The following is an 18,883-nucleotide window of genomic DNA, read 5'->3' on the forward strand; positions in this document are numbered from 1 at the left end:
GCCGGGCGGCGTAGTGCGGACGGCGCAGCCGGCTTACGGCGGCGGTTCGCCGCGCGGCCCCGGGCGCTCCGCCCCGCCGCCGCCGAACAGCCAGCTCTGCGGCTCGGGCACCGGCTCGCCACGGCCGGCCCAGGTCATGCCCTTGACGGCCCGGATGACGATCCAGAAGGCCCACAGCACGAGGATGAGGAACCCGACGTAGGCGTAGCTCAGCAGCGCGCCGATGACCACGGCGGCCAGCGACCCCCAGAACGTGCCGATCTGGAAGGTGTAGTGGCTGGCTTCCACGGCCGTCGCCCGGCGGCGCTCCAGGCCGGCCCAGACGGCGCCGGCGGCGGTGACGATCGGGATGAAGACGCCGATCAGGTACAGCACGTAGATACACGTCACCGCGCGCGACACGCCGCCGTAGACGGGGCGCCCGACGTGCGGCCCATGGGCGTCGCGCGGCGAGGTCGGCAGCGGCCGGTCGGCCGGCGGCGGGGGATGATGGTCTGGCCCCGGGCCCGTATAGCCGCCGCCCGCAGCCGGGTCGGCGTGCGGACCGTGGGCATCACGGGGCTCGGGGGGTGGATCGCGGTCGTCCCGCTGTTCGGGCGGCACGCGATCCGACGGCGGACGACGGTCGTCCTGCGGCATGCGGACCCTCCTGGGTCGTGTGGTCACTCCCAGGACCAACACTCGCGGAGGGGCAGCGGTTGGCGGCGCCTTACGCGCGCCGCACCGTCGGCAAGGCGTCGAGCAGCTTCAAAAGCGCCGGCGGCACCGGCTCGTCGAGGATGTCCCGGCCGAGGTTGCGGAGAGCGATGTCGAGGGAATCCCGGCCGTCGCCGGGTCCTTCCAGCGCCGAGGCTTCGGCCTCGCGGCTGCTACGATGGTCGTGGAGGATCATGCCGAACGTTCTGTTCCCTGCGTCTTCCGGTGTGGATCGCACCCATGAGGATGCTCCGGAGGCATTAGAACCGTGGGACCGAAGGATGGTCAACGCCTCGTTGAACAGCATGCACAAAAAAGGCACCCGCCGCGTTCGTCCGCGGCGGGCTCAGGTGCTTCGTTGACGCGAAGGGGAAGAGAGAGAGTGCCGCCGTCTGCCGGGTGAAGGTGGCGGGTCGCCGGCAGACGGCGGACTTACCGACGACGGTGGGTCCACGCGGGGGGCGGGCACCGTCGGCGGATTCCTCGGCGGGTAGACCGGCTTCGCCCCGTTTCCCCCTGGACGAAGCCGATCCCCCGAACCCGAAGCCGCCGTGATGGGCGCGGCGGCGCCGGACATCTGAACCTCGAAGCCGTCTCTGGTCGGCGTCGATGAACCCAATCTGCCAAGGCGACGGGGCATCGGCCCCGTTCGGATGAACAGGCGGCGCGATTATTTTTCGTCGCGCTCGCGCCGACGGGATGGCGGGAGAAGCCCCGGCGGGCGCTTGCAAGTCTCTACTACTGGTTCCATAATCGCCGCCGTTTTCCAGCCTTTCGATCGGCCGCCGCCCTGCCCAGGCCGGCCCTGCAGGAGGTCGTGCGCGTGCGCAGTGCGGTGTTCGCCCTGATGGTGCTGATCGGCGTCGCGGCCGCGGCCCTTCCCTCCGCCCCCTCTTCCGCCGCCGGGCCGCTGCCGCAGCCGTCGGGGGCGCCGCTGCTGACGGTCGACGGCGCCATCGACGCCACCAACCGCGACGGCAAGGCGGTGTTCGACCGCGCCATGCTGGAGCGACTCGGCATGCACGCGCTGCGCACTGGCACCACCTGGACCGACGGGGTCAATACCTTCGAGGGGGTGCTGGCACGCGACGTGATGGCGGCGGTGGGGGCGCGCGGCGATACCGTCATCGCCATCGCCATCAACGACTACCGCATCGACATTCCGGTCAGCGACTTCAGCGACTACGACGTGCTGTTCGCCCTGCGCATGGACGGCAAGGACCTGACGGCGCGCGACAAGGGACCGCTGTGGATCGTGTACCCGCGCGACGACCACGCCGAACTGCAGGACGGCCGCAGGGATCATCGATGGGTATGGCAACTGAACGCCCTGCGGGTCGAGTGACCGCCGCACCCGGACGCTGGACCTACCTGCTGTCGCTGGCGGCGGTGGTGGTCTTCGTCGTCAGCATCGTCGTGTCGGGCGCCCGCCTCGCCGAGATGGAGCAGGACATCGCGCGCGGAGTGCCGGAAAACCTGGTGTGGATGGCCGCCCAGGCGCAGTTCGAGGCGGTGCGACTGGCCGACGCCGTCGGCCGCCATGCCGCCGGCGACCCGGAGGTGGACGCCGAGGTCCTGCGCACCCGTTTCGATGTCCTGCTCAGCCGCATCGACATCCTGCACCAGGGCAAGCCGGGCGAGTACCTGCTCGAATTGGGCGAAGGCTCGGCCGTGGCGGCCGTGCTGCGCGACGCCACCGCCATCGAGGCGCGGGTCGGAGAGGCCTTGCTCGGGGTGCCGACCGCCGCCGAGGCGCTGCGCCACCAGGCCCACGGGCTCGCCATGACCCTGCGCGACATGACCAACCGCGTCATGCTGGCCGATCGCTCCCGCTCCCTCGAACTGGCCGACCGGCGCCGGCAGGTGATGCTGGAACTGCTGGCCTACGGCGTCGGCATCCTGGCCAGCGGCACGGTGCTCGCCCTCAGCCTGCTGCGCGGCCTGCGCCACCGCGCCGCCGCCGAGGCCGAACTGGCCCGCCACCGCGACCATCTGGAAGACATGGTGGCCGCCCGCACCGCCGACGTGCTGGCGGCGGAGGAACGGCTGGTGTCGGCCATCGACACCGCGCCGGACGGCTTCGCCGCCTACGGCCCCGACGGCCGGCTGGTGCACGCCAACGGCGGCATCCAGACCCTGCTGCCGGCCCGCCGCGGCCTGTTCGCCGCCGGCGCCCGTCTGTCGGTCCTGGCGGCCGAGCTGGCGGCGTTGGGGGTGCCGGGACTCATCGAGGCGCACGACGACACCGACGTCGACGTCCGCCTGCCCGAGGACCGCTGGTGCCGCGTCTCCATCCGCCGCATGCCCGACGGCGGCACCGTCGTGCGCGTCGCCGACGTCACCCCCTACATCCACGCCACCCAGGCGCTGGAACAGGCGCTGGCGCGGGCGCAGGGGCTGACCGACCTCTACCGCAGCTTCGTGTCCATGGTGTCGCACCAGTTCCGCACGCCCATGGCCATCATCGACGCCGCCGCCCAGCGCCTGCTGCGCCGCGCCGACTCCATCCCGCCCGAGGAACTGCGCGACCGCGCCGGCAAGATCCGCTCCGCCGTGCTGCGCCTGACGGCGCTCATGGACAGCACGCTCAACGCCGCCCGCCTGGACGCCGGCGAACTGGCGGTGGAGCCGCAGCCGAGCGACCTCGCCGCCCTCTTGCGCTTCGTCGCCGAACGGCAGCGGGAGATCGCGCCGGACCGCGCCGTGGTGGTGGATCTGGCCGGCCTGCCGGCGCTGGTGCGCATGGACGCCACCATGATGGAACAGGCGCTCGCCAACCTGGTGTCCAACGCCGTGAAGTATTCCGCCGCGCCGACGGCGGTGGAGATCCGCGCCGTCGCCGTCGGCACGGACGTCACCGTGTCGGTGCGCGACCACGGCGTCGGCATTCCGTCCGACGAGCTGCCGCGCCTGTTCGAGCGCTTCTTCCGCGCCCGCACCGCCAGCGGCATCGCCGGCACGGGCATCGGGCTCGCTTTCGCGCGCCACATCGTGCGGCTGCACGGCGGCGACATCACAGTGGAGTCCCGGGAGGGCGAGGGCTCCACCTTCACCGTGCGCCTGCCGGGGGCCGCGGTCGCACCGGCCCCCGCCACCGCGGGCGCGCCGGGACATCTGCAGGGGGTAGACGGGGAATGACCAAGAAGATCCTGTGCGTCGAGGACGAACCGGGCCTGCGCGCCGACATCGCCGACGAGTTGCGCGACGCCGGCTACGACGTGACCGAGGCGGGCGACGGGTATGCCGCCCTGGCGGCGCTGGAGACCCTGACGCCCGACATCGTGCTGTGCGACATCACCATGCCGGGCCTGTCGGGCTACGACGTACTGAACGAGGTGCGCGCCCGCCGCCCCGACCTCGCCGACATGCCCTTCGTGTTCCTGACCGCACTGGCGGGGCGCGCCGACGTCATCGCCGGCAAGCGGGCGGGCGCCGACGACTACCTCACCAAGCCCATCGACTTCGACGTCATGCTGGCGACCATCGAGTCGCGCCTCGGCCAGGTCGAGCGCATGCGCGAGAAGCAGAAGAGCGAGACCGAGAAGGCCCAGGAAGCCTTCGAGGCACTGATGGAAAAATCCGCCCGCATCACCTTCGAGGTGGCGACGGAGGCGTTCAACCGCGTCTCGCTCGGCATGTTCCTGCTGGATTCGGAGCGGCGCGTCGTCTTCGCCAACCAGACCGGCCGCGCCATCCTGGACGAGCAGGACGGCCTGCTGCTGTCGGGCGGCCTGCTGCGCGGGGCGACGCCGAAGGAGACCAACCAGCTGAAGGCCCTGGTGGACGAAGCCCTGGCCGCCGCCCAGCGCGGCGCCGCCCCCGGCGACGGCGAGGGCGGCGTCGCCCTGCCGCGGCCCTCCGGCGCGCGGTCGCTGGTCACCCTCGTCTGCCCGCTGCAGCGCCCGGCCGACGCCGGACCGGACCAGCCGGCGGTGGTGGTCTTCGTGTCCGACCCCGAGCGCAAGCCGCGCATCCCGACCGACCTGCTGGCCCGCCTCTACGGCCTGACGCCGGCCGAGACGCGCCTCGCGGTGGCGCTGGCGGAGGGTCAGCGGCTGGACGAGATCGCCGAGAACTTCGGCGTGGCGCGCACCACCATCGCCTTCCACCTGCGCAGCCTGTTCCGCAAGACCGACACCAACCGGCAGGCCGACCTGGTGGCCCTGTTCACCGGCAACCCGGTGACGCTCGGGACGGAGTGAGGGGCGGGCGCCCCTATTCCCCCAGCAGGACCTTCTTCGCCTCGTTGAGCTTGGCGGCCATCCACGACGAGCCGCCGTGGTCGGGGTGCATCTGGCGCATGAGGCGGCGGTAGGCGCTCTTGATTTCGGCGGCGTCGGCACCTTCGGTCAGGCCGAGGATCTTCAGCGCGTCGCCCCGGGTCATGGGGCCGTCGTCGGGCGGCGGGGCGTCCTGAGCACCACTGCCGCCGGCCGCCCGCCAGTCGGGATCGGCGCGGTCGAGCCAGGCTTCGTAGATGCGGGCGGAGTCGGCGTCGGCCTGCACCTGGCGCCACAGGTCGAGGCGTTCCTCGGGCGACAGGCTGTCCAGCTCCCGCCCGAGGTAGGGGCCTTGCAGCACCCGGCCGGCCATGGCGCCGGTGTCGTGGTCGAGGGTCATGCTGAGCCACGCGGTCATCACGTCCGACGCCTGCCCGCGCGCCCGGCCCGAGCCGCCGCCCGGCATACCGAAGCCGAAGCCGCCGCCGCCGGGGGTCGAAAACCCGCCCGGCCCGCCGAACAGGCCGGAGCGGCGCAGCAGGTGGCCGAGGAACAGCAGCCGCAGGATCTTGCCCGCCCACGGCGCCAGGCCCGCCAGCAGCGCCAGCGCCCAGCCGAGCCGGCCGGTCGCCGCCAGGGCGACGACGCCGAGCAGCAGCAGCACCACCGCGGCCCGCTTCAGGCCGCGGATGATGTCGCGCGGCTGGGCGTTCACGTACCACTGGCCGAGCAGCAGGAAGGCCACCAGCAGGCCGACGCCGAGGATCACCGCACCGAGCAGCATCGGCCTCAGCCCCCCATCTGGTGGGTGATCTGCAGGACCGTGCGGCTGCCCGAGCGGCGGCCGTAGTCCATGAGCGCCTTGCGGCCGCCGGCAGCGAACACCGCCACCGCCTCCAGCAGGTCGCGCAACTCGCGCGGGGCGTTGACGTCGAACCGGCAGCAGGCGCCGCCCGACAGCTTGGCAGCCTGGCGGAAGATGTCGTAGGCCGCCATGTCCGGCCCCTCGTGGAACAGGAAGGCAGGCAGGCCGTTCAGGCCCATCTCGCCGGCCAGGTGGCAGATCTCGTCGGGGTTCTCCTCCAGGCAGTCGCCGACGAAGACCAGCGCCGCCACCTTGCGCTCGCGGGTCTGGTTGAGGGCATGGCGGAGGACGCGGGCGATCTGGGTGTGGCCGCCGACGCAGGACACCTTGCTCATGCGGCGCAGCAGGTCGTCGCCGTCGGTCAGCCAGGGCGTCGCCTTGAACTCGCCGAAGCCGCGGTAGAAGGCGACCTGCATCTCCAGCCCGCCGAGCCCGGCGGCGACCGAGAACATCTCCATCTGCAGCCGGCTCGCCTGCGCCCAGGTGGGCTGGCGGCTGGCGGTGGCATCGAGGGCGAACAGCAGGCGCCCCTTCTGCCCCGCCTTGGGCTGCGGTGCCGGAGTCGCGGCGACGCGCTTCAGGAAGGCGTCGACGCCGGACCCGGTGGTCCGCGGCGCTGGCGTGTGCATGTCGTCGTCTGCGGTCATGGCGTCGTCCCGGCCGTCTGCGTTCCGTTCAGATAGGGCGGCGGAGCCTCCGCTTCCACCATGTCGGGGCGTCACTCGCGCCATTTCGGCGGGCCGTCCAGGGGTTTGTCGGGGCGGCGGTAGTGCGGCAGCGACCAGCCGCGCAGGATCGCCAGGGCGCGGACGGTGAAGGTGAGGGCGAAGGCGGCGAGCGCCTGCACCTCGCGCGGCGCCCCCAGTTCCTGCAGCACCACGAACAGCGATCCGCCGGCCAGGGCGGCGGTGGCATAGATCTCCTTGCGCAGCATGAGCGGGCTCTCGCCGCACAGGATGTCGCGCACGACGCCGCCGAAGGCCGCCGTCATGATGCCCATGGCGATGGCGACCGACGGCGCGGCGCCGGCCGCCAGGGCCTTCTGCGTGCCGGTGACGGTGAACAGCGCCATGCCGAGGGCGTCGGCCCACACCAGCGCCTTGTAGCGGCTGTCGAGCAGGCGGGCGAGCCAGAACACCGGCAGGGCGGCGACGATGCAGGTGATGAGGTAATGCGGCTTGGCCACCCAGAACACCGGCAGGCCGAGCACCAGGTCGCGAATCGTCCCGCCGCCCACCGCCGTCGCGACGCCGAGCACGATGAAGCCGAAGGGGTCCATCTCCTTGCGCGCCGCCGTCAGCGCGCCCGAGATGGCGAAGACGGCCACCCCCAGCACTTCCAGGACGGCGATGAGGCCTTGCAGGGCGACGGCGGACGGCAGCTCGGGCATGGGGGAGACTCGGACGGTGACGGGGTCTTCGACAATGCCCTCTCGCACCGCCGGGTGGAAGCCCGTGCAGGCCGCAGACTTCCGTCATCCCGCTGAAATCGTTTTCAACCTAGCGCTAGACTCGGGTACAACTGGAGAAGAACAAGGAACCGGGAGGTCTTTCGCCGATGCTGAAACACTCCGTCGTCGCGGCTGCTGCCGCCGCCGTTCTCGCCGCCGCCGCCGGCTCCGCCCTGGCGGCCGATCCGGTGAAGATCGGCATGGTCACCACGCTGTCGACCGGCGCCGGCTACCTGGGCGACCACGTCCGCAAGGGCTTCGAGCTGGCGCTGGAACAGGGCGGCGTCGCCGACCGGGTGCAGTTGCTGGTGGAAGACGACGGGCTCGAGCCGGCCAACGCCACCCAGCTGACCGAGCGCATGGTGGAACGCGACGGCGTGAAGATCATGACCGGCTCCATCTTCTCCAACGTCGCCATGGCGACCATCCCGAAGCTGGTGCGCAACTACGACATCCTCTACGTCAGCCCCAACGCCGGGCCGGCGCCGCTGGCCGGCAAGGGCTGCCACCCGCGCTACTTCAACACCGCCTACCAGAACGACAATTTCGCCGAGGTGATGGGCGACTACGCCAACAAGCAGGGCTACAAGCGCGTCTACCTGATGGCCCCCAACTACCAGGCGGGCAAGGACTCGGTCGGCGGCTTCAAGCGCATGTTCAAGGGCGAGGTCGCCGGCGAGGTCTACACCAAGCTCGGCCAGACCGATTACGCGGCGGAAATCGCCGAACTGCGCGACGCCAACCCCGACGCCGTCTACTTCTTCTATCCCGGCGGCATGGGCATCAACTTCATGAAGCAGTTCGCCCAGGCCGGCCTCGCCGACAAGGTGGTGGCGCTCGGCCCGGCATTCTCCTTCGACGACACGCTGCTCGACGCCGTCGGTGACGCGGCACTCGGCTTCTACAACGGCTCCCAGTGGTCGCCGGACCTGGACAACGCCGCCAACAAGACGTTCGTCGAGGGCTACAAGGCCAAGTACAACGAGTACCCGACCCTCTACGCCGCCCAGGGCTACGACACCGCCAACGCCATCGTCGCCGCCCTGAAGCAGACCGACTGGTCCACCGACGACCTGGACAAGCTGGCCGCCGCCATGAAGAAGGCCGACTTCCAGGCCGTGCGCGGCGACTTCAAGTTCGGCAACAACAACCACCCGATCCAGGACGTCTACGTCCGTCAGGTGGTGAAGGACGACAGCGGCAACATCACCAACCGCGTCTCCACCAAGGGCTTCGAGGACCACGTCGACGCCTATGCCGCCGAATGCGACATGAAGTGAGCATGACGGCCCCCTGCCGGCCGGCCCCTCGCGGGATCGGCCGGCGGCGCCGGTGATGCCGCCATGCTGCTTTTCCTCGAACAACTCCTCAACGGCGTCCAGCTGTCGGTGACGCTGCTGCTCATGGCCTCGGGCCTGACGCTGGTGTTCGGCATCATGAACCTGCTGAACCTGGCGCACGGTTCGCTGTTCATGGCCGGCGCCTACGTCGCCGCCTGGACCACCGGCGTCACCGGATCGTGGCTGCTCGGCCTCGTCGCCGGCGCCGGGGCGGCCTTCGTCACCGGCGTCGCCATCGAGCTGGTGGTCATGCGCCGGCTCTACACCCGCGACCACCTGGACCAGGTGCTGGCGACCTTCGGCCTGATCCTGTTCTTCAACGAGCTGGTGCGCCTGATCTGGGGCATCCGACCCATGCGGCTGGACGTGCCGGAGGCGCTCAACGGCTTCGTCGAGATCGTGCCCGGCGCCCCCTACCCCGTCTACCGCCTCGCGGTCATCGCCGCCGGCGCGCTGGTCATGCTCGGCCTGGCGTGGCTGGTGCAGGGCACGCGGGTCGGCATGCGCATCCGCGCCGGATCGGTGGACCGCGAGATGATTGGCGCGCTCGGCGTCGACATCGGCCGGCTCTACACGCTGGTCTTCGCCCTCGGCGCCCTGCTGGCGGGGCTGGCCGGCGTGCTGGCGGGGCCGTTCCTCGCCATCCAGTCGGGCATGGGCGAACCCATCCTCATTCTCGCCTTCGTGGTGGTGGTGATCGGCGGCATCGGATCCCTGAAGGGCGCCGTCGCCGGCTCGCTGCTGGTCGGCATCACCGACACGCTGGGCCGCGTCTACCTGCCCAAGGTGAGCGATGCCGGCACGGCGCTGTCGTCCATGCTCATCTTCCTGGTCATGGCGGTGGTGCTGGCGCTGTTCCCGACCGGCCTTTACGGACGGAAGCCCTGATGCGCGCAGTTCTCCGCGACGCCCTGCCCTTCGCCGTGCTGGCGGCCGCACCCGTCGCGGCGACCCTGGCCGGCGCCGACTGGCTGGTGCCGGTGTTCACCCGCATGGCCGTCTTCGCGCTGGCCGCCATGGCGCTCGACTTCATCCTCGGCGTCGGCGGCATGGTGAGCCTCGGCCATGCCGCCTTCTTCGCGCTCGGCGGCTACGTGGTCGGCATCGGCTCGCACCACGCCTACGACGGCAGCCCGACGCCGTTCTTCGGCCTGCCCGGCTGGAACGATCTGCTGATAAGCCTGCCGCTCGCCTTCGTGGTCGGCGCCGTGATCGCCCTGCCCTTCGGCTGGGTGTCGCTGCGCACCCGCGGCGCCTACTTCATCATGATCACCCTGGCGCTGGCGCAGATGGTCTATTACGGCCTCGTCGGCCTGACGTCCTACGGCGGCGACGACGGCATATCCATGTGGTGGGGCCACAACACGCTGGCCGGCTTCGAGACGGCCGACCGCATCGTCCTGCACTTCCTCTGCCTCGCGCTGCTGGTGGTCGCCTTCGTGGTGCTGAAGCGCCTGCGCGCCGCTCCCTTCGGCCGGGTGCTCGACGGCGCCCGCCAGAACGAGGCACGCATGCGGGCGCTCGGCTACCGGCCTCTGGCCTATCAGGTGGGCGCCTTCGCCGTCTCGGGCGGCATCGTCGCCGTCGCCGGGGCGCTCATGGCCAACGTCGACGAGTTCGTCTCGCCCGGCATGGGCCACTGGACCATTTCCGGCGAGCTTCTGGTCATCGTCATCCTGGGCGGCATCGGCAGCCTGTCGGGCGCGGTGTGGGGCGCCGTCGTCCTGCTCGGCCTGGAAGAGGGCCTGCGGGAGATCACCGAGCACTGGCCCATCATCCTCGGCCCGCTGCTGGTGGTGATCGTGCTGTTCGCGCGCGGCGGCATCGCCGGCCTGGTGGCGCGCCTCGGCAAGGGAGGCGGCCGTGCTGGAAGCCCGTGACCTGCGCAAGAGCTTCGGCGCCATCGTCGCCACCGACGGCCTGTCGCTGACCGTCGAGCATGGCCGCATCCACGCCCTCATCGGCCCCAACGGCGCCGGCAAGTCGACGGCGCTGGCCCAGCTCGGCGGCTCGCTGACGCCCGACGAGGGGCAGGTCCTGCTCGACGGCCGCCCCATCGGCGGACTGGACGAGGCGTCGCGGGCGCGGCTCGGCATCGCCCGGTCGTTCCAGATTTCCGCCCTGTTCCCCGAAATGACGGCGCGCGAGAGCGTCGCCATGGCGGTCATGGCCGCCCGGCCCCACCATGCCCGCTTCTGGCGCCCCGCCGCCACCGACCGCGGCCTGACCGACCCGGCGCAAGCGGCGCTCGACCGCCTCGGCATCGGCCACCTCGCCCATACCCGCGCCGGTCAGCTCGCCCACGGCCAGCGGCGCCTGCTGGAAATGGCCATGGCGCTGGCCTGCCGGCCGCGCGTGCTGCTGCTGGACGAACCCATGGCCGGCCTCGGCGCCACCGAGACCCGCAGCCTGACCGAGGTCATCCGCGGCCTGAGGCCCGACATGGCGATCCTGCTGGTGGAGCACGACATGGACGTGGTGTTCGAACTGGCCGACGTGGTGACCGTGCTGGTCGACGGCCGCGTCATCGCCAGCGGCCCGCCCGCCGCCATCCGCGACGATCCGGAGGTGCGCCGCGCCTACCTGAGCGAGGGGGACGAGGCATGCTGATCGAAGCCGCCGGCCTGTGCGCCGGCTACGGCGACGCCCGCGTGCTGCACGGCGTCGACCTGAGCGTCGGCGAAGGCGAGATCGTCGCCCTGCTCGGCCGCAACGGCATGGGCAAGACCACCACCGTCAAGGCGCTCATGGGCCTGCTGCCGGCCATGGCGGGGCGCATCCACATGGGCGGCACCGACGTCACCGCCCTGCCCGCCCACCGCCGCGCCCGCCTCGGCCTCGGCCTGGTGCCGGAGGGGCGGCGGGTGTTCCCGACCCTGACGGTCGAGGAGAACCTGCGTGCCACCGCCGTGCCCGGCGGCCGCTGGAGCCTGCCCGACGTCTACGCCCTGTTCCCCCGCCTCGCCGAGCGCCGCAGCAACTTCGGCAACCAGCTGTCGGGCGGCGAGCAGCAGATGCTCGCCATCGGCCGGGCGCTGCTCACCGATCCGCGCGTGCTGATCCTCGACGAGGCGACCGAGGGGCTCGCGCCCGTCATCCGCCGCGAGATCTGGGCGACGCTCGCCCGCCTGAAGGACGAGGGCCAGGCCATCCTGCTCGCCGACAGCCGCCTGCAGGCGATCCTGGCGCTGGCCGACCGGGCGGTGATCCTGACCAAGGGCGAGATCGCCTGGACCGGCGCCACCGCCGCCCTGCAGGCCGACGCCGAGTTGCAGCGCCGTCACCTGGCGGTCTGACGCTCCTCCCGCCGGCGCACGTGGCGCGGCGGGAAGCGCTGGCGCAGGTCGGTCAGGTGCTCGGCCCGCGTCACCAGCAGCACCCGGTCGCCCGGCCGCAGCCGCGTGTCCGGCTCGCACAGGCGGGCATCGTCGCCGTGCTGCGCGACGATGGGCCGCGTGCCCGCCGGCAGGTCGAGGTCGCCGCAGCGCCGGCCGGTCTCCTCCGTCACCTCGAAGGAGAAGAACCGCACATTGCCGCCAACGAACCCGGCGAGGTCGGCATCGGCGCCGCAGGTGACCAGGTCGACCACGTGGCGCGCCATGGTGCGGGTGGGCAGCAGCACGTCCTCCAGCCCCAGTTCCTCGCAGATGGGCAGGAACCCGGCGTCGCGGATGGCCGGCACCACCCGCTTGAAGCCGAGCGAGCGGCCGACCAGGGCGGCCAGCAGGTTGTCGTCGTCGTCGTCGGACAGGCAGACCAGCACGTCCGATCTCTCCGGCTGGGCGTCGCGCAGCACGTCGGGGTGGCTGCCGCTGCCGTGCAGGAAGCCGGCGTCGAGGCCTTCGGCGATCTCGTCGATGCGCTCCCGCCGCTTTTCCACCAGCACCACGTCGTGGCCGCGGTCCAGCAGCATGCGGGCGATGGCGAGGGCGAGGTCGCTCGCGCCCATGAGGACGACGCGCATGGATCAGCCTCCCTTCCAGGTGTGGGGCATGAAGACCACGAGCAGCGCCAGGAACTCCATGCGCCCGAGCAGCATGCAGGCGGCGAGCACCATCTTCACCGCCGTCGTGGCGTCCGGTCCGGCGACGCCGGCGCTGAGGCCGACGGTGGAGGTGGCCGACACCGCCTCGAACAGCGCCGGCAGGGGCGGCACGGCCAGGGCGGTCAGAAGGCCCCAGGCGACGGTGACCGTCGCCACGTAGAGGCACACCACCAGGAGCGCCGAGGTGATGGTCGCCGGGTCCACCGGCTTGCCGCGCAGGCGCGGCGGCGCCACCGCATGCTCGGGCAGCGAAGTTTCCAGCAGGGCGCGCCGCACCACCACCAGCAGCACCAGGAAGCGCGCCACCTTGATGCCGCCGCCGGTGGAGCCCATGTCAGCGCCGACCATCATCTGGCCGATGAGCACCACTTGCGTCGCCGGCGCGAAAGCGGTGGCCGGCACGATGGAAAAGCCGGTGGTCGACTGGGCGCTGGCCGAGGCGAAGGCGACGGTGCCGACCAGGCTCCAGTCTATGCTGCCGAGGCCGCCGGTGCGGGCGCTCACTTCCGTCAGCAGGGCCAGCAGGGCGCCGGCGACGATGAGCGCGATCAGCATTTGCGCCTCGCGGTCGCGCAGCAGGTGGCGCCAGCCGTCCTCGGCCAGCCGGTACCAGAACAGCAGCGACACCGCCCCGGCGACCGAGAAGACGATGGCCAGCGCCTGCGCCGTCGGGTTCCAGCCGGCGAGGCTCGACGGCTGGGTGGCGAAGCCGGCGGTGGAAACGGCCGTCAGCCCGTTCATCAGGCCCTGCCGCCACGAGCCGGTGGCCGCCCACAATACGGCGATGCACAGCACCGTAAGGGCGACGTAGATGACCAGCACCCGCATGGCGCGGGACCGGGTCGAGCCCAGGAAGTCCTGCCGCGCCGCCTCCTGATTGCCGAGCCGCACCGCCAGCCCGCCCGGCCGCACGGTCAGCGCCAGGGCCAGCACCAGGATGGCGAGGCCGCCGTACCACTGCCCCCACGACCGCACGAACTGCACGGCGACGCCGCGGTCGTCGATGTTGCCGAAGGTGGAGAGGCCCGTCGAGGTGATGGCCGACACCGCCTCGAACACCGCCGAACCGGGCGGGATGCCGGGCGGCATGAGCGGCCAGACCAGCGCCGCGCTGGCCAGCAGGAAGCACAGGGCGGCGATCACCAGCGCCTCGTTGCGCCGCACGTCGGGGCCGGGGCTCGGCCAGCGGCGGCGCGCCACCGCCCACTGCAGCAGGATGACCGCCACCGACAGGGCGCAGCGCCCGGCCGTGCGCCAATCCGCCGCCAGCAGCGCCACCGGGATCGGCACCCCCGGCGCCAGAAGCAGCGACGGCGCGAACTCCCCCAGCGCGCCGAGCACGACGGCGGGGCGAATGGGCCGGGCCAGCGTCGCCGCGCCCTTGGTCGGCATGAAGCCTCGCATCCGTCCGTGGTGGAACCCTTCGCGTCTGCAACGGAAGGCAGGCTTGCGCGGTTGCCGCCGCGGCAGCTAGAACCGGAGGTCCCGCCAGCAGAGAGCGCCGCCCCCATGCCGCCGACCGACCCCCGCCGCCCCGCCGCCTTCCTCGACCGCGACGGCGTGCTGAACGTCGACCACGGCTACGTGCACCGCTGGGAGGACTGGGAGTGGATGCCGGGCGCGCCTGAGGCGGTGCGCCTGTTCAACGAGGCGGGTTGGTTGGTCTTCGTCGTCACCAATCAGTCGGGCATCGCGCGCGGCATGTACAATGTGGCGGCCATGCAGGCCCTGCACGACCGCGTCGGCCAGGATCTGGCGGAGATCGGCGCCCACGTCGACGCCTGGGAGTTCTGCCCCCACCTGAAGACCGGCAGCGTACCGGACTTCGCCGTCGACTGCTCCTGCCGCAAGCCGAAGCCTGGTATGATCCTGCGCCTGCTGGAGACCTGGCCGGTGGACCGCGCCCGCAGCCTGCTCATCGGCGACAAGCAGCGCGACCTCGACGCCGCCGCCGCCGCCGGCATCGCGGGGCACCTCTACACCGAGGGCGATCTGGCGGCGGTGGTGCGGCGGCTTCTGGCGGCCTAGCAGCACTCGTTCTCGATCCGCTCCAGCAGGGCGACGCCCTCGTCGTCGTCGTATTGCTCGAACAGCTCGTAGAGGATGCCGACGCGGGCGCAGACCAGGCATAGGCCGTCGAACTTGCGTTCGTGGACGTCATCGGCGGCCTGAACCTCGGCGCGGAACTTCTCCCAGAAGGCGTTGGTCTTGGCCGGGTCGTCGATGTGGTGGAAGACCCGCGCCAGCAGCTTGGCCGTGTTGCCCTCGCAGTCGATGCCGGAGAAGCTGACGTAGCGGTCGGTGGCGGTGGTGTCGGTGGTCGTGCTCATGGTGCCGCGATCCCTGATGAGGCGGTGTCCGGGGCGGGGGCCACGAGCACCTTACGGGCCGCCCGACGCCTGACAAGACACCGCCGCACGACCGGCGCACCCGCTGCGCGAGCGACCGCCCGCCGGCACGAACGGCGGCGGCTCACACCGCCAGCACGTCCTTCAGGGCCGCCACCCGCGACCGGCTGACCGGCACCGCCTGCCCCTCCGGGCGCGCCAGCACCAGCTCCGCCCCCGTCTCCCGCCGCCGGAACCCGCCGACGTGGCGCAGGTTGACCAGATAACTGCGATGCGGCCGGAAGAAGACGGCCGGATCGAGCCGCCGTTCCAGGTCGGCGAGCGGCAAGGTGCAGAAATGACTACCACCGGCCGCATGGACCCGGCTGTAGTGGCCCTCGGCCTGGATGAAGAAGGCCGCTTCCGGATCGAGGAACAGGGTGATGCCGCCGCTCTCCACCGGCAGCTTCAGCAGGAAGCGCCCCGGCTGCGGGTCGGTCGGCCGCAGACCCGCCGCGTCGTCGTCCAGCCCGTGCAGCACAACCACGAACCCCGCCTCGCCGCCTGCCAGCGGGCAGACCCGCACGTGGATGGTGCGGCCGGGATAGGGGACCATCATGGAGGCCGCCGCCTCACGCGCCTGCTGCGCCTGGGCGAGCAGCAGCTCGACGCGGGCGCGCGCCTCGCCGGGGTGCATGTCGAGCAGCGGGCGCCCGACCAGCCGCTCCGGCGCGACGCGCAGGAGCGTCGCCACCGACCCGCTCACCGACCGCACGGTCAGGTCGGCGGCCAGCACGATGGCACCGATCTCGGTGGTCTTCAGACGGTAGGCGAAATCACTCACGGTGCGGCCCCCTGCCCTGCCCGGCGCGACGCCGCCATCATGGGCGGCGCCGGGCGCGAAGGGAAGCCCTACCGACCGTGTGGACTCAAGCCGTGCGTTCCAGCACCGCGACGAAGAAGCCGTCGGTGTCGTCGCGGCACGGCGTCAGGCGCAGCGTCTCGCCGTCGCCCGGACAGGTGGGGGAGCCGATGACCTCGGCCCACACCTCACCGACCGACTTGAGGCGGAACGTCTCGGCGTGCTGCGCCAGGAAGGCGTCGATCTGCCCGCGGTTCTCCTCGGGCAGCACCGAGCAGGTGGCGTAGACCAACCGGCCGCCCGGCTTCACGAGGCGGGCGGCGCTTTGCAGGATGCTCGCCTGGCGGCCCTTCAGGTCCTCCAGATGCTCGGCGGTCAGGCGCCAGCGGGCATCGGGGTTGCGGCGCCAGGTGCCGGTGCCGGTGCAGGGCGCATCGGCCAGCACGCGATCGTAGGTGCGGGCCTGGCGCTTCACCCACTTGTCCTGCTCGCTCGACAGCACCCGGCGCGTCACATTGTGGGCGCCGGCCCGCTTCAGGCGCACGGCGGAGCGTTCCAGCCGCCCCTCGGACACATCGCAGGCCACCAGCCGACCCTTGTTCGCCATGGCGGCGGCGAGCCCGAGGGTCTTGCCGCCGGCCCCGGCGCAGAAGTCCACCACGGCCATGCCGGGGCGGGCGTCGGTGAGCAGGGCGACCAGCTGCGAGCCTTCGTCCTGCACCTCCACCAGTCCATCATTGAACAGTTTGAGGCCGCCCAGGTTCACCCGGCCCGACCGCACCCGCAGGCCGAGCGGCGACAGGCGTGTCGGCTCCACCCGCACGCCCTCGGCCTCCAGGGCGGCGGCGGCGGTGGCGCGGTCGGTCTTCAGGGTGTTGACGCGCAGGTCGACCGGCGCCTCGTCGAGCATGGCGGACAGTTCGCGCTCGGCCTCCTCGCCATACAGGCCGGCGAAGCGGCTCCAGATCCAGTCCGGCACCTCGAAGCGCACCGCCGGCGGCATGTCCTTGGACCACTGCGGGCGGCCCTGGATGGCGCGGGCGATGGCCATTTCGCTGTTGGACAGGCGGTCCGGGCAGTGGCGGTCGCTGGTGAACAGGCCGATGAGGTCCTCGTCGGCCTTCAGGTGGTCGGTGATCATCAGATCGGCGAGCACCCGGTGGCGCGCCGTCAGCTTGATGTCGCGGCCGGTGCGCATGGCGCCCCAATGCAGCCACCACGTCAGCTTGGCCCAGCGCCGCAGCACGCCCCACACGCGGTCGGAAATGGCGCGGCGGTCCTTGGACCCGATGAAGCGGCGGTCGCGGAAATAGGCGGATGCCGTCCCGTCCGCCGGCCGCGGCACGGCCTCGATCTCGGCCAGCAGTTCGATGGCGGCTTGCAGGCGGGCGGCGTTGTGCATGAAAGGGGAACCGTTTCGACAAAAGGAGATGGAAGGCGGGATGTAGGGCATCCCGCCCGCGCCGTCACGCCCCCGCACCGGGCGGGGCATGACGGACGATGCTCATACGCCGCTCAGGTGCTGATGCGGTAGTTGGGCGCTTCGGCGGTGATGGCGACGTCGTGGACGTGGCTTTCGCGCAGGCCGGCGTTGGTGATGCGGCGGAAGTTGCAGTTGCGCTGCATGTCGTGGACCGTCCCGTTGCCGGTGTAGCCCATGGCCGCCTTCAGACCGCCGAGCAGCTGGTGGATGATGCCGCTGACCGGACCCTTGTAGGGAACGCGGCCCTCGATGCCTTCCGGCACCAGCTTCAGGTTGTCGCGCACTTCCTGCTGGAAGTAGCGGTCGGCCGAGCCGCGCGCCATGGCGCCGACGGACCCCATGCCGCGATAGGCCTTGTAGCTGCGGCCCTGGTAGAGCACCACCTCGCCCGGCGCCTCGTCGGTGCCGGCCAGCAGCGAGCCCACCATGCAGCAGTCGGCGCCGGCGGCGATGGCCTTGGCGAAGTCGCCCGAGAACTTGATGCCGCCGTCGGCGATGACCGGCACGTCGTGCTTGCGGGCTTCCGCCACCACTTCCAGGATGGCCGACAGCTGCGGCACGCCCACACCGGCGACGATGCGGGTGGTGCAGATGGAGCCGGGGCCGATGCCCACCTTCACGGCGTCCACGCCGGCCTCGATCAGCGCCTTGGCGCCTTCGGGCGTCGCGATGTTGCCGGCGATGATCTGGGCGGTGTTGGAGGCCTGCTTGATGGTGCGCACGGCATCGATGACGCCGCGCGAATGGCCGTGGGCGGTATCCACCACCACCACGTCGACGCCGGCGGCGATGAGCGCCTCGGCCCGCGTGATGCCGTCCTTGCCGACGCCGGTGGCGGCGGCGACGCGCAGGCGGCCGCTGGCGTCCTTGCAGGCGTTCGGGTAGGTGGTGGCCTTCTCGATGTCCTTCACGGTCACCAGGCCGATGCAGCGGTAGGCCTCGTCGACCACCAGCAGCTTCTCGATGCGGTACTTGTGCAGCAGGCGCTTGGCTTCGTCGCGGGTCACGCCCTCACGCACGGTCACCAGGTTCTCGTGGGTCATGAGGCTGGAGACGGGCTGCGCCATGTCGCTGGCGAAGCGGACATCGCGGTTGGTGAGGATGCCGACCAGCTTCTCGCTGCCGCGCTCCACCACCGGGATGCCCGAGATGCGGTTGTCGGCCATCATCTGCAGGGCGTCGGCGAGGCTGGCGTCGGGGGTGATGGTCAGGGGGTTGACCACCATGCCGGACTCGAAGCGCTTGACGCGGCGGACTTCCTCGGCCTGGACCTCGATGTCCATGTTCTTGTGGATCACCCCGATGCCGCCGTTCTGCGCCATGGCGATGGCGAGCTGGTTTTCCGTCACCGTGTCCATGGCGGCGGACACCAGCGGAATGTTCAGCTCCACCCCGCGGGTCAGGCGGGTGCGGGTGTCGGCTTCGGCGGGAAGCACGCTGGATGCCGCGGGCACCAGCAGCACGTCGTCGAAGGTCAGGGCTTCGGGGAAGATCATGGCACCTCTCCAGGGGGACGACTCAAGGTGCGCGCCAATATACACAGAAACACCCCCGCCTCAAGCAACTGGAAAATGATCTGTCAAGCGTTTCGCGCA

General features: G+C 71.6%; 20 protein-coding genes. 9 read left to right on the forward strand and 11 right to left on the reverse strand.

Annotation, left to right across the window (positions count from 1 at the left end):
• Positions 1 to 33: 33 nt before the first annotated feature.
• Entirely contained in the window at positions 34 to 639 is a 606-nt protein-coding gene (locus CRP50_RS16715; RefSeq protein ID WP_097280312.1) for a DUF4870 family protein, read from the reverse strand.
• Between the two features lie 70 nt (positions 640 to 709).
• Positions 710 to 1,003, reverse strand: a complete 294-nt coding sequence (locus tag CRP50_RS25230) for a hypothetical protein (protein ID WP_141415183.1) — start codon at positions 1,001 to 1,003, stop codon at positions 710 to 712.
• Positions 1,004 to 1,519: 516 nt separating this feature from the next.
• On the opposite strand from CRP50_RS25230, the gene CRP50_RS16725 reads away from it, so the two are divergent.
• Genes CRP50_RS16725 through CRP50_RS16735 form a run of 3 tightly spaced genes read left to right on the forward strand, consistent with a single transcriptional unit; the run spans position 1,520 to position 4,898 of the window.
• Positions 1,520 to 2,041, forward strand: coding sequence for a molybdopterin-dependent oxidoreductase (locus tag CRP50_RS16725; protein ID WP_217992063.1), 522 nt, complete (start codon positions 1,520 to 1,522; stop codon positions 2,039 to 2,041).
• Complete coding sequence (locus CRP50_RS16730) at positions 2,038 to 3,834, forward strand: sensor histidine kinase (RefSeq protein ID WP_176525223.1); 1,797 nt, start codon at positions 2,038 to 2,040, stop codon at positions 3,832 to 3,834. Before CRP50_RS16725 ends, CRP50_RS16730 begins: the two co-directional genes overlap by 4 nt.
• A complete protein-coding gene (locus tag CRP50_RS16735) occupies positions 3,831 to 4,898 on the forward strand; it encodes a response regulator (RefSeq protein WP_097280315.1) in 1,068 nt (355 codons plus the stop codon). The genes CRP50_RS16730 and CRP50_RS16735 overlap by 4 nt, the downstream gene beginning before the upstream one ends.
• A 13-nt stretch (positions 4,899 to 4,911) precedes the next feature.
• Here CRP50_RS16735 and CRP50_RS26370 read toward each other — a convergent pair whose 3' ends face one another.
• The 3 genes from CRP50_RS26370 to CRP50_RS16750 form a co-directional block, all read right to left on the reverse strand.
• A complete protein-coding gene (locus CRP50_RS26370) occupies positions 4,912 to 5,700 on the reverse strand; it encodes a DnaJ domain-containing protein (RefSeq protein WP_097280316.1) in 789 nt (262 codons plus the stop codon).
• A 5-nt stretch (positions 5,701 to 5,705) separates the two neighbouring features.
• On the reverse strand, positions 5,706 to 6,428 hold the full coding sequence (locus CRP50_RS16745) for a hypothetical protein (RefSeq protein WP_097280317.1): 723 nt from the start codon (positions 6,426 to 6,428) through the stop codon (positions 5,706 to 5,708).
• A 71-nt stretch (positions 6,429 to 6,499) separates the two neighbouring features.
• Positions 6,500 to 7,171 carry a trimeric intracellular cation channel family protein gene (locus CRP50_RS16750; protein ID WP_097280318.1) on the reverse strand — a complete coding sequence of 224 codons (672 nt, stop codon included), beginning with the start codon at positions 7,169 to 7,171 and terminating at the stop codon, positions 6,500 to 6,502.
• A gap of 167 nt (positions 7,172 to 7,338) precedes the next feature.
• Between CRP50_RS16750 and CRP50_RS16755 the strand changes: the two genes are divergently transcribed.
• The 5 genes from CRP50_RS16755 to CRP50_RS16775 all read left to right on the forward strand — a co-directional run bounded on the left by CRP50_RS16755 (position 7,339) and on the right by CRP50_RS16775 (position 11,867).
• Positions 7,339 to 8,511 carry an ABC transporter substrate-binding protein gene (locus CRP50_RS16755; protein ID WP_097280319.1) on the forward strand — a complete coding sequence of 391 codons (1,173 nt, stop codon included), beginning with the start codon at positions 7,339 to 7,341 and terminating at the stop codon, positions 8,509 to 8,511.
• A gap of 63 nt (positions 8,512 to 8,574) precedes the next feature.
• Positions 8,575 to 9,459 carry a branched-chain amino acid ABC transporter permease gene (locus CRP50_RS16760; protein ID WP_097280320.1) on the forward strand — a complete coding sequence of 295 codons (885 nt, stop codon included), beginning with the start codon at positions 8,575 to 8,577 and terminating at the stop codon, positions 9,457 to 9,459.
• The gene (locus tag CRP50_RS16765) at positions 9,459 to 10,451 is read left to right on the forward strand and encodes a branched-chain amino acid ABC transporter permease (protein WP_097280321.1); all 993 of its coding nucleotides are present in this window, start codon (positions 9,459 to 9,461) and stop codon (positions 10,449 to 10,451) included. The genes CRP50_RS16760 and CRP50_RS16765 overlap by 1 nt, the downstream gene beginning before the upstream one ends.
• Positions 10,435 to 11,181 (forward strand): ABC transporter ATP-binding protein, encoded by a 747-nt coding sequence (locus CRP50_RS16770; RefSeq protein ID WP_097280322.1) that lies wholly within the window; start codon positions 10,435 to 10,437, stop codon positions 11,179 to 11,181. The genes CRP50_RS16765 and CRP50_RS16770 overlap by 17 nt, the downstream gene beginning before the upstream one ends.
• On the forward strand, positions 11,175 to 11,867 hold the full coding sequence (locus tag CRP50_RS16775; RefSeq protein WP_097280323.1) for an ABC transporter ATP-binding protein: 693 nt from the start codon (positions 11,175 to 11,177) through the stop codon (positions 11,865 to 11,867). The genes CRP50_RS16770 and CRP50_RS16775 overlap by 7 nt, the downstream gene beginning before the upstream one ends.
• On the opposite strand, the gene CRP50_RS16780 is transcribed toward CRP50_RS16775, so the two are convergent.
• Positions 11,852 to 12,535 carry a potassium channel family protein gene (locus tag CRP50_RS16780; protein WP_097280324.1) on the reverse strand — a complete coding sequence of 228 codons (684 nt, stop codon included), beginning with the start codon at positions 12,533 to 12,535 and terminating at the stop codon, positions 11,852 to 11,854. The genes CRP50_RS16775 and CRP50_RS16780 overlap by 16 nt on opposite strands.
• A 3-nt stretch (positions 12,536 to 12,538) precedes the next feature.
• A complete protein-coding gene (locus tag CRP50_RS16785) occupies positions 12,539 to 14,008 on the reverse strand; it encodes a TrkH family potassium uptake protein (protein WP_176525224.1) in 1,470 nt (489 codons plus the stop codon).
• A gap of 117 nt (positions 14,009 to 14,125) precedes the next feature.
• Here CRP50_RS16785 and CRP50_RS16790 point away from each other — a divergent pair, with 117 nt between their 5' ends.
• A complete protein-coding gene (locus tag CRP50_RS16790) occupies positions 14,126 to 14,644 on the forward strand; it encodes a D-glycero-alpha-D-manno-heptose-1,7-bisphosphate 7-phosphatase (protein ID WP_097280326.1) in 519 nt (172 codons plus the stop codon).
• Here the strand turns inward: CRP50_RS16790 and cowN are convergent.
• The 4 genes from cowN to guaB all read right to left on the reverse strand — a co-directional run bounded on the left by cowN (position 14,641) and on the right by guaB (position 18,784).
• A complete protein-coding gene (gene cowN, locus CRP50_RS16795) occupies positions 14,641 to 14,946 on the reverse strand; it encodes a N(2)-fixation sustaining protein CowN (protein WP_097280327.1) in 306 nt (101 codons plus the stop codon). The genes CRP50_RS16790 and cowN overlap by 4 nt on opposite strands.
• A 142-nt stretch (positions 14,947 to 15,088) precedes the next feature.
• Complete coding sequence (locus tag CRP50_RS16800) at positions 15,089 to 15,787, reverse strand: PAS domain-containing transcriptional regulator (RefSeq protein ID WP_097280328.1); 699 nt, start codon at positions 15,785 to 15,787, stop codon at positions 15,089 to 15,091.
• Positions 15,788 to 15,872: 85 nt separating this feature from the next.
• Entirely contained in the window at positions 15,873 to 17,207 is a 1,335-nt protein-coding gene (locus CRP50_RS16805; protein WP_097280329.1) for an RsmB/NOP family class I SAM-dependent RNA methyltransferase, read from the reverse strand.
• Positions 17,208 to 17,320: 113 nt separating this feature from the next.
• The gene (gene guaB / locus CRP50_RS16810; RefSeq protein ID WP_097280330.1) at positions 17,321 to 18,784 is read right to left on the reverse strand and encodes an IMP dehydrogenase; all 1,464 of its coding nucleotides are present in this window, start codon (positions 18,782 to 18,784) and stop codon (positions 17,321 to 17,323) included.
• Positions 18,785 to 18,883 lie beyond the last annotated feature (99 nt).

It is taken from the genome of Caenispirillum bisanense (genome assembly GCF_900230255.1).
GTDB classification, from domain to species: domain Bacteria; phylum Pseudomonadota; class Alphaproteobacteria; order Rhodospirillales; family Rhodospirillaceae; genus Caenispirillum; species Caenispirillum bisanense_A.

Bases quoted from the DNA above. Each gene is read 5' to 3' on its own strand.
- CRP50_RS16715 (WP_097280312.1), bottom strand. From the start codon at position 639: ATGCCGCAGGACGACCGTCGTCCGCCGTCGGATCGCGTGCCGCCCGAA.
- CRP50_RS25230 (WP_141415183.1), bottom strand. From the start codon at position 1,003: ATGCTGTTCAACGAGGCGTTGACCATCCTTCGGTCCCACGGTTCTAAT.
- CRP50_RS16735 (WP_097280315.1), top strand. From the start codon at position 3,831: ATGACCAAGAAGATCCTGTGCGTCGAGGACGAACCGGGCCTGCGCGCC.
- CRP50_RS26370 (WP_097280316.1), bottom strand. From the start codon at position 5,700: ATGCTGCTCGGTGCGGTGATCCTCGGCGTCGGCCTGCTGGTGGCCTTC.
- CRP50_RS16745 (WP_097280317.1), bottom strand. From the start codon at position 6,428: ATGACCGCAGACGACGACATGCACACGCCAGCGCCGCGGACCACCGGG.
- CRP50_RS16750 (WP_097280318.1), bottom strand. From the start codon at position 7,171: ATGCCCGAGCTGCCGTCCGCCGTCGCCCTGCAAGGCCTCATCGCCGTC.
- CRP50_RS16755 (WP_097280319.1), top strand. From the start codon at position 7,339: ATGCTGAAACACTCCGTCGTCGCGGCTGCTGCCGCCGCCGTTCTCGCC.
- CRP50_RS16760 (WP_097280320.1), top strand. From the start codon at position 8,575: ATGCTGCTTTTCCTCGAACAACTCCTCAACGGCGTCCAGCTGTCGGTG.
- CRP50_RS16765 (WP_097280321.1), top strand. From the start codon at position 9,459: ATGCGCGCAGTTCTCCGCGACGCCCTGCCCTTCGCCGTGCTGGCGGCC.
- CRP50_RS16775 (WP_097280323.1), top strand. From the start codon at position 11,175: ATGCTGATCGAAGCCGCCGGCCTGTGCGCCGGCTACGGCGACGCCCGC.
- CRP50_RS16780 (WP_097280324.1), bottom strand. From the start codon at position 12,535: ATGCGCGTCGTCCTCATGGGCGCGAGCGACCTCGCCCTCGCCATCGCC.
- CRP50_RS16785 (WP_176525224.1), bottom strand. From the start codon at position 14,008: ATGCCGACCAAGGGCGCGGCGACGCTGGCCCGGCCCATTCGCCCCGCC.
- CRP50_RS16790 (WP_097280326.1), top strand. From the start codon at position 14,126: ATGCCGCCGACCGACCCCCGCCGCCCCGCCGCCTTCCTCGACCGCGAC.
- cowN (WP_097280327.1), bottom strand. From the start codon at position 14,946: ATGAGCACGACCACCGACACCACCGCCACCGACCGCTACGTCAGCTTC.
- CRP50_RS16805 (WP_097280329.1), bottom strand. From the start codon at position 17,207: ATGCACAACGCCGCCCGCCTGCAAGCCGCCATCGAACTGCTGGCCGAG.
- guaB (WP_097280330.1), bottom strand. From the start codon at position 18,784: ATGATCTTCCCCGAAGCCCTGACCTTCGACGACGTGCTGCTGGTGCCC.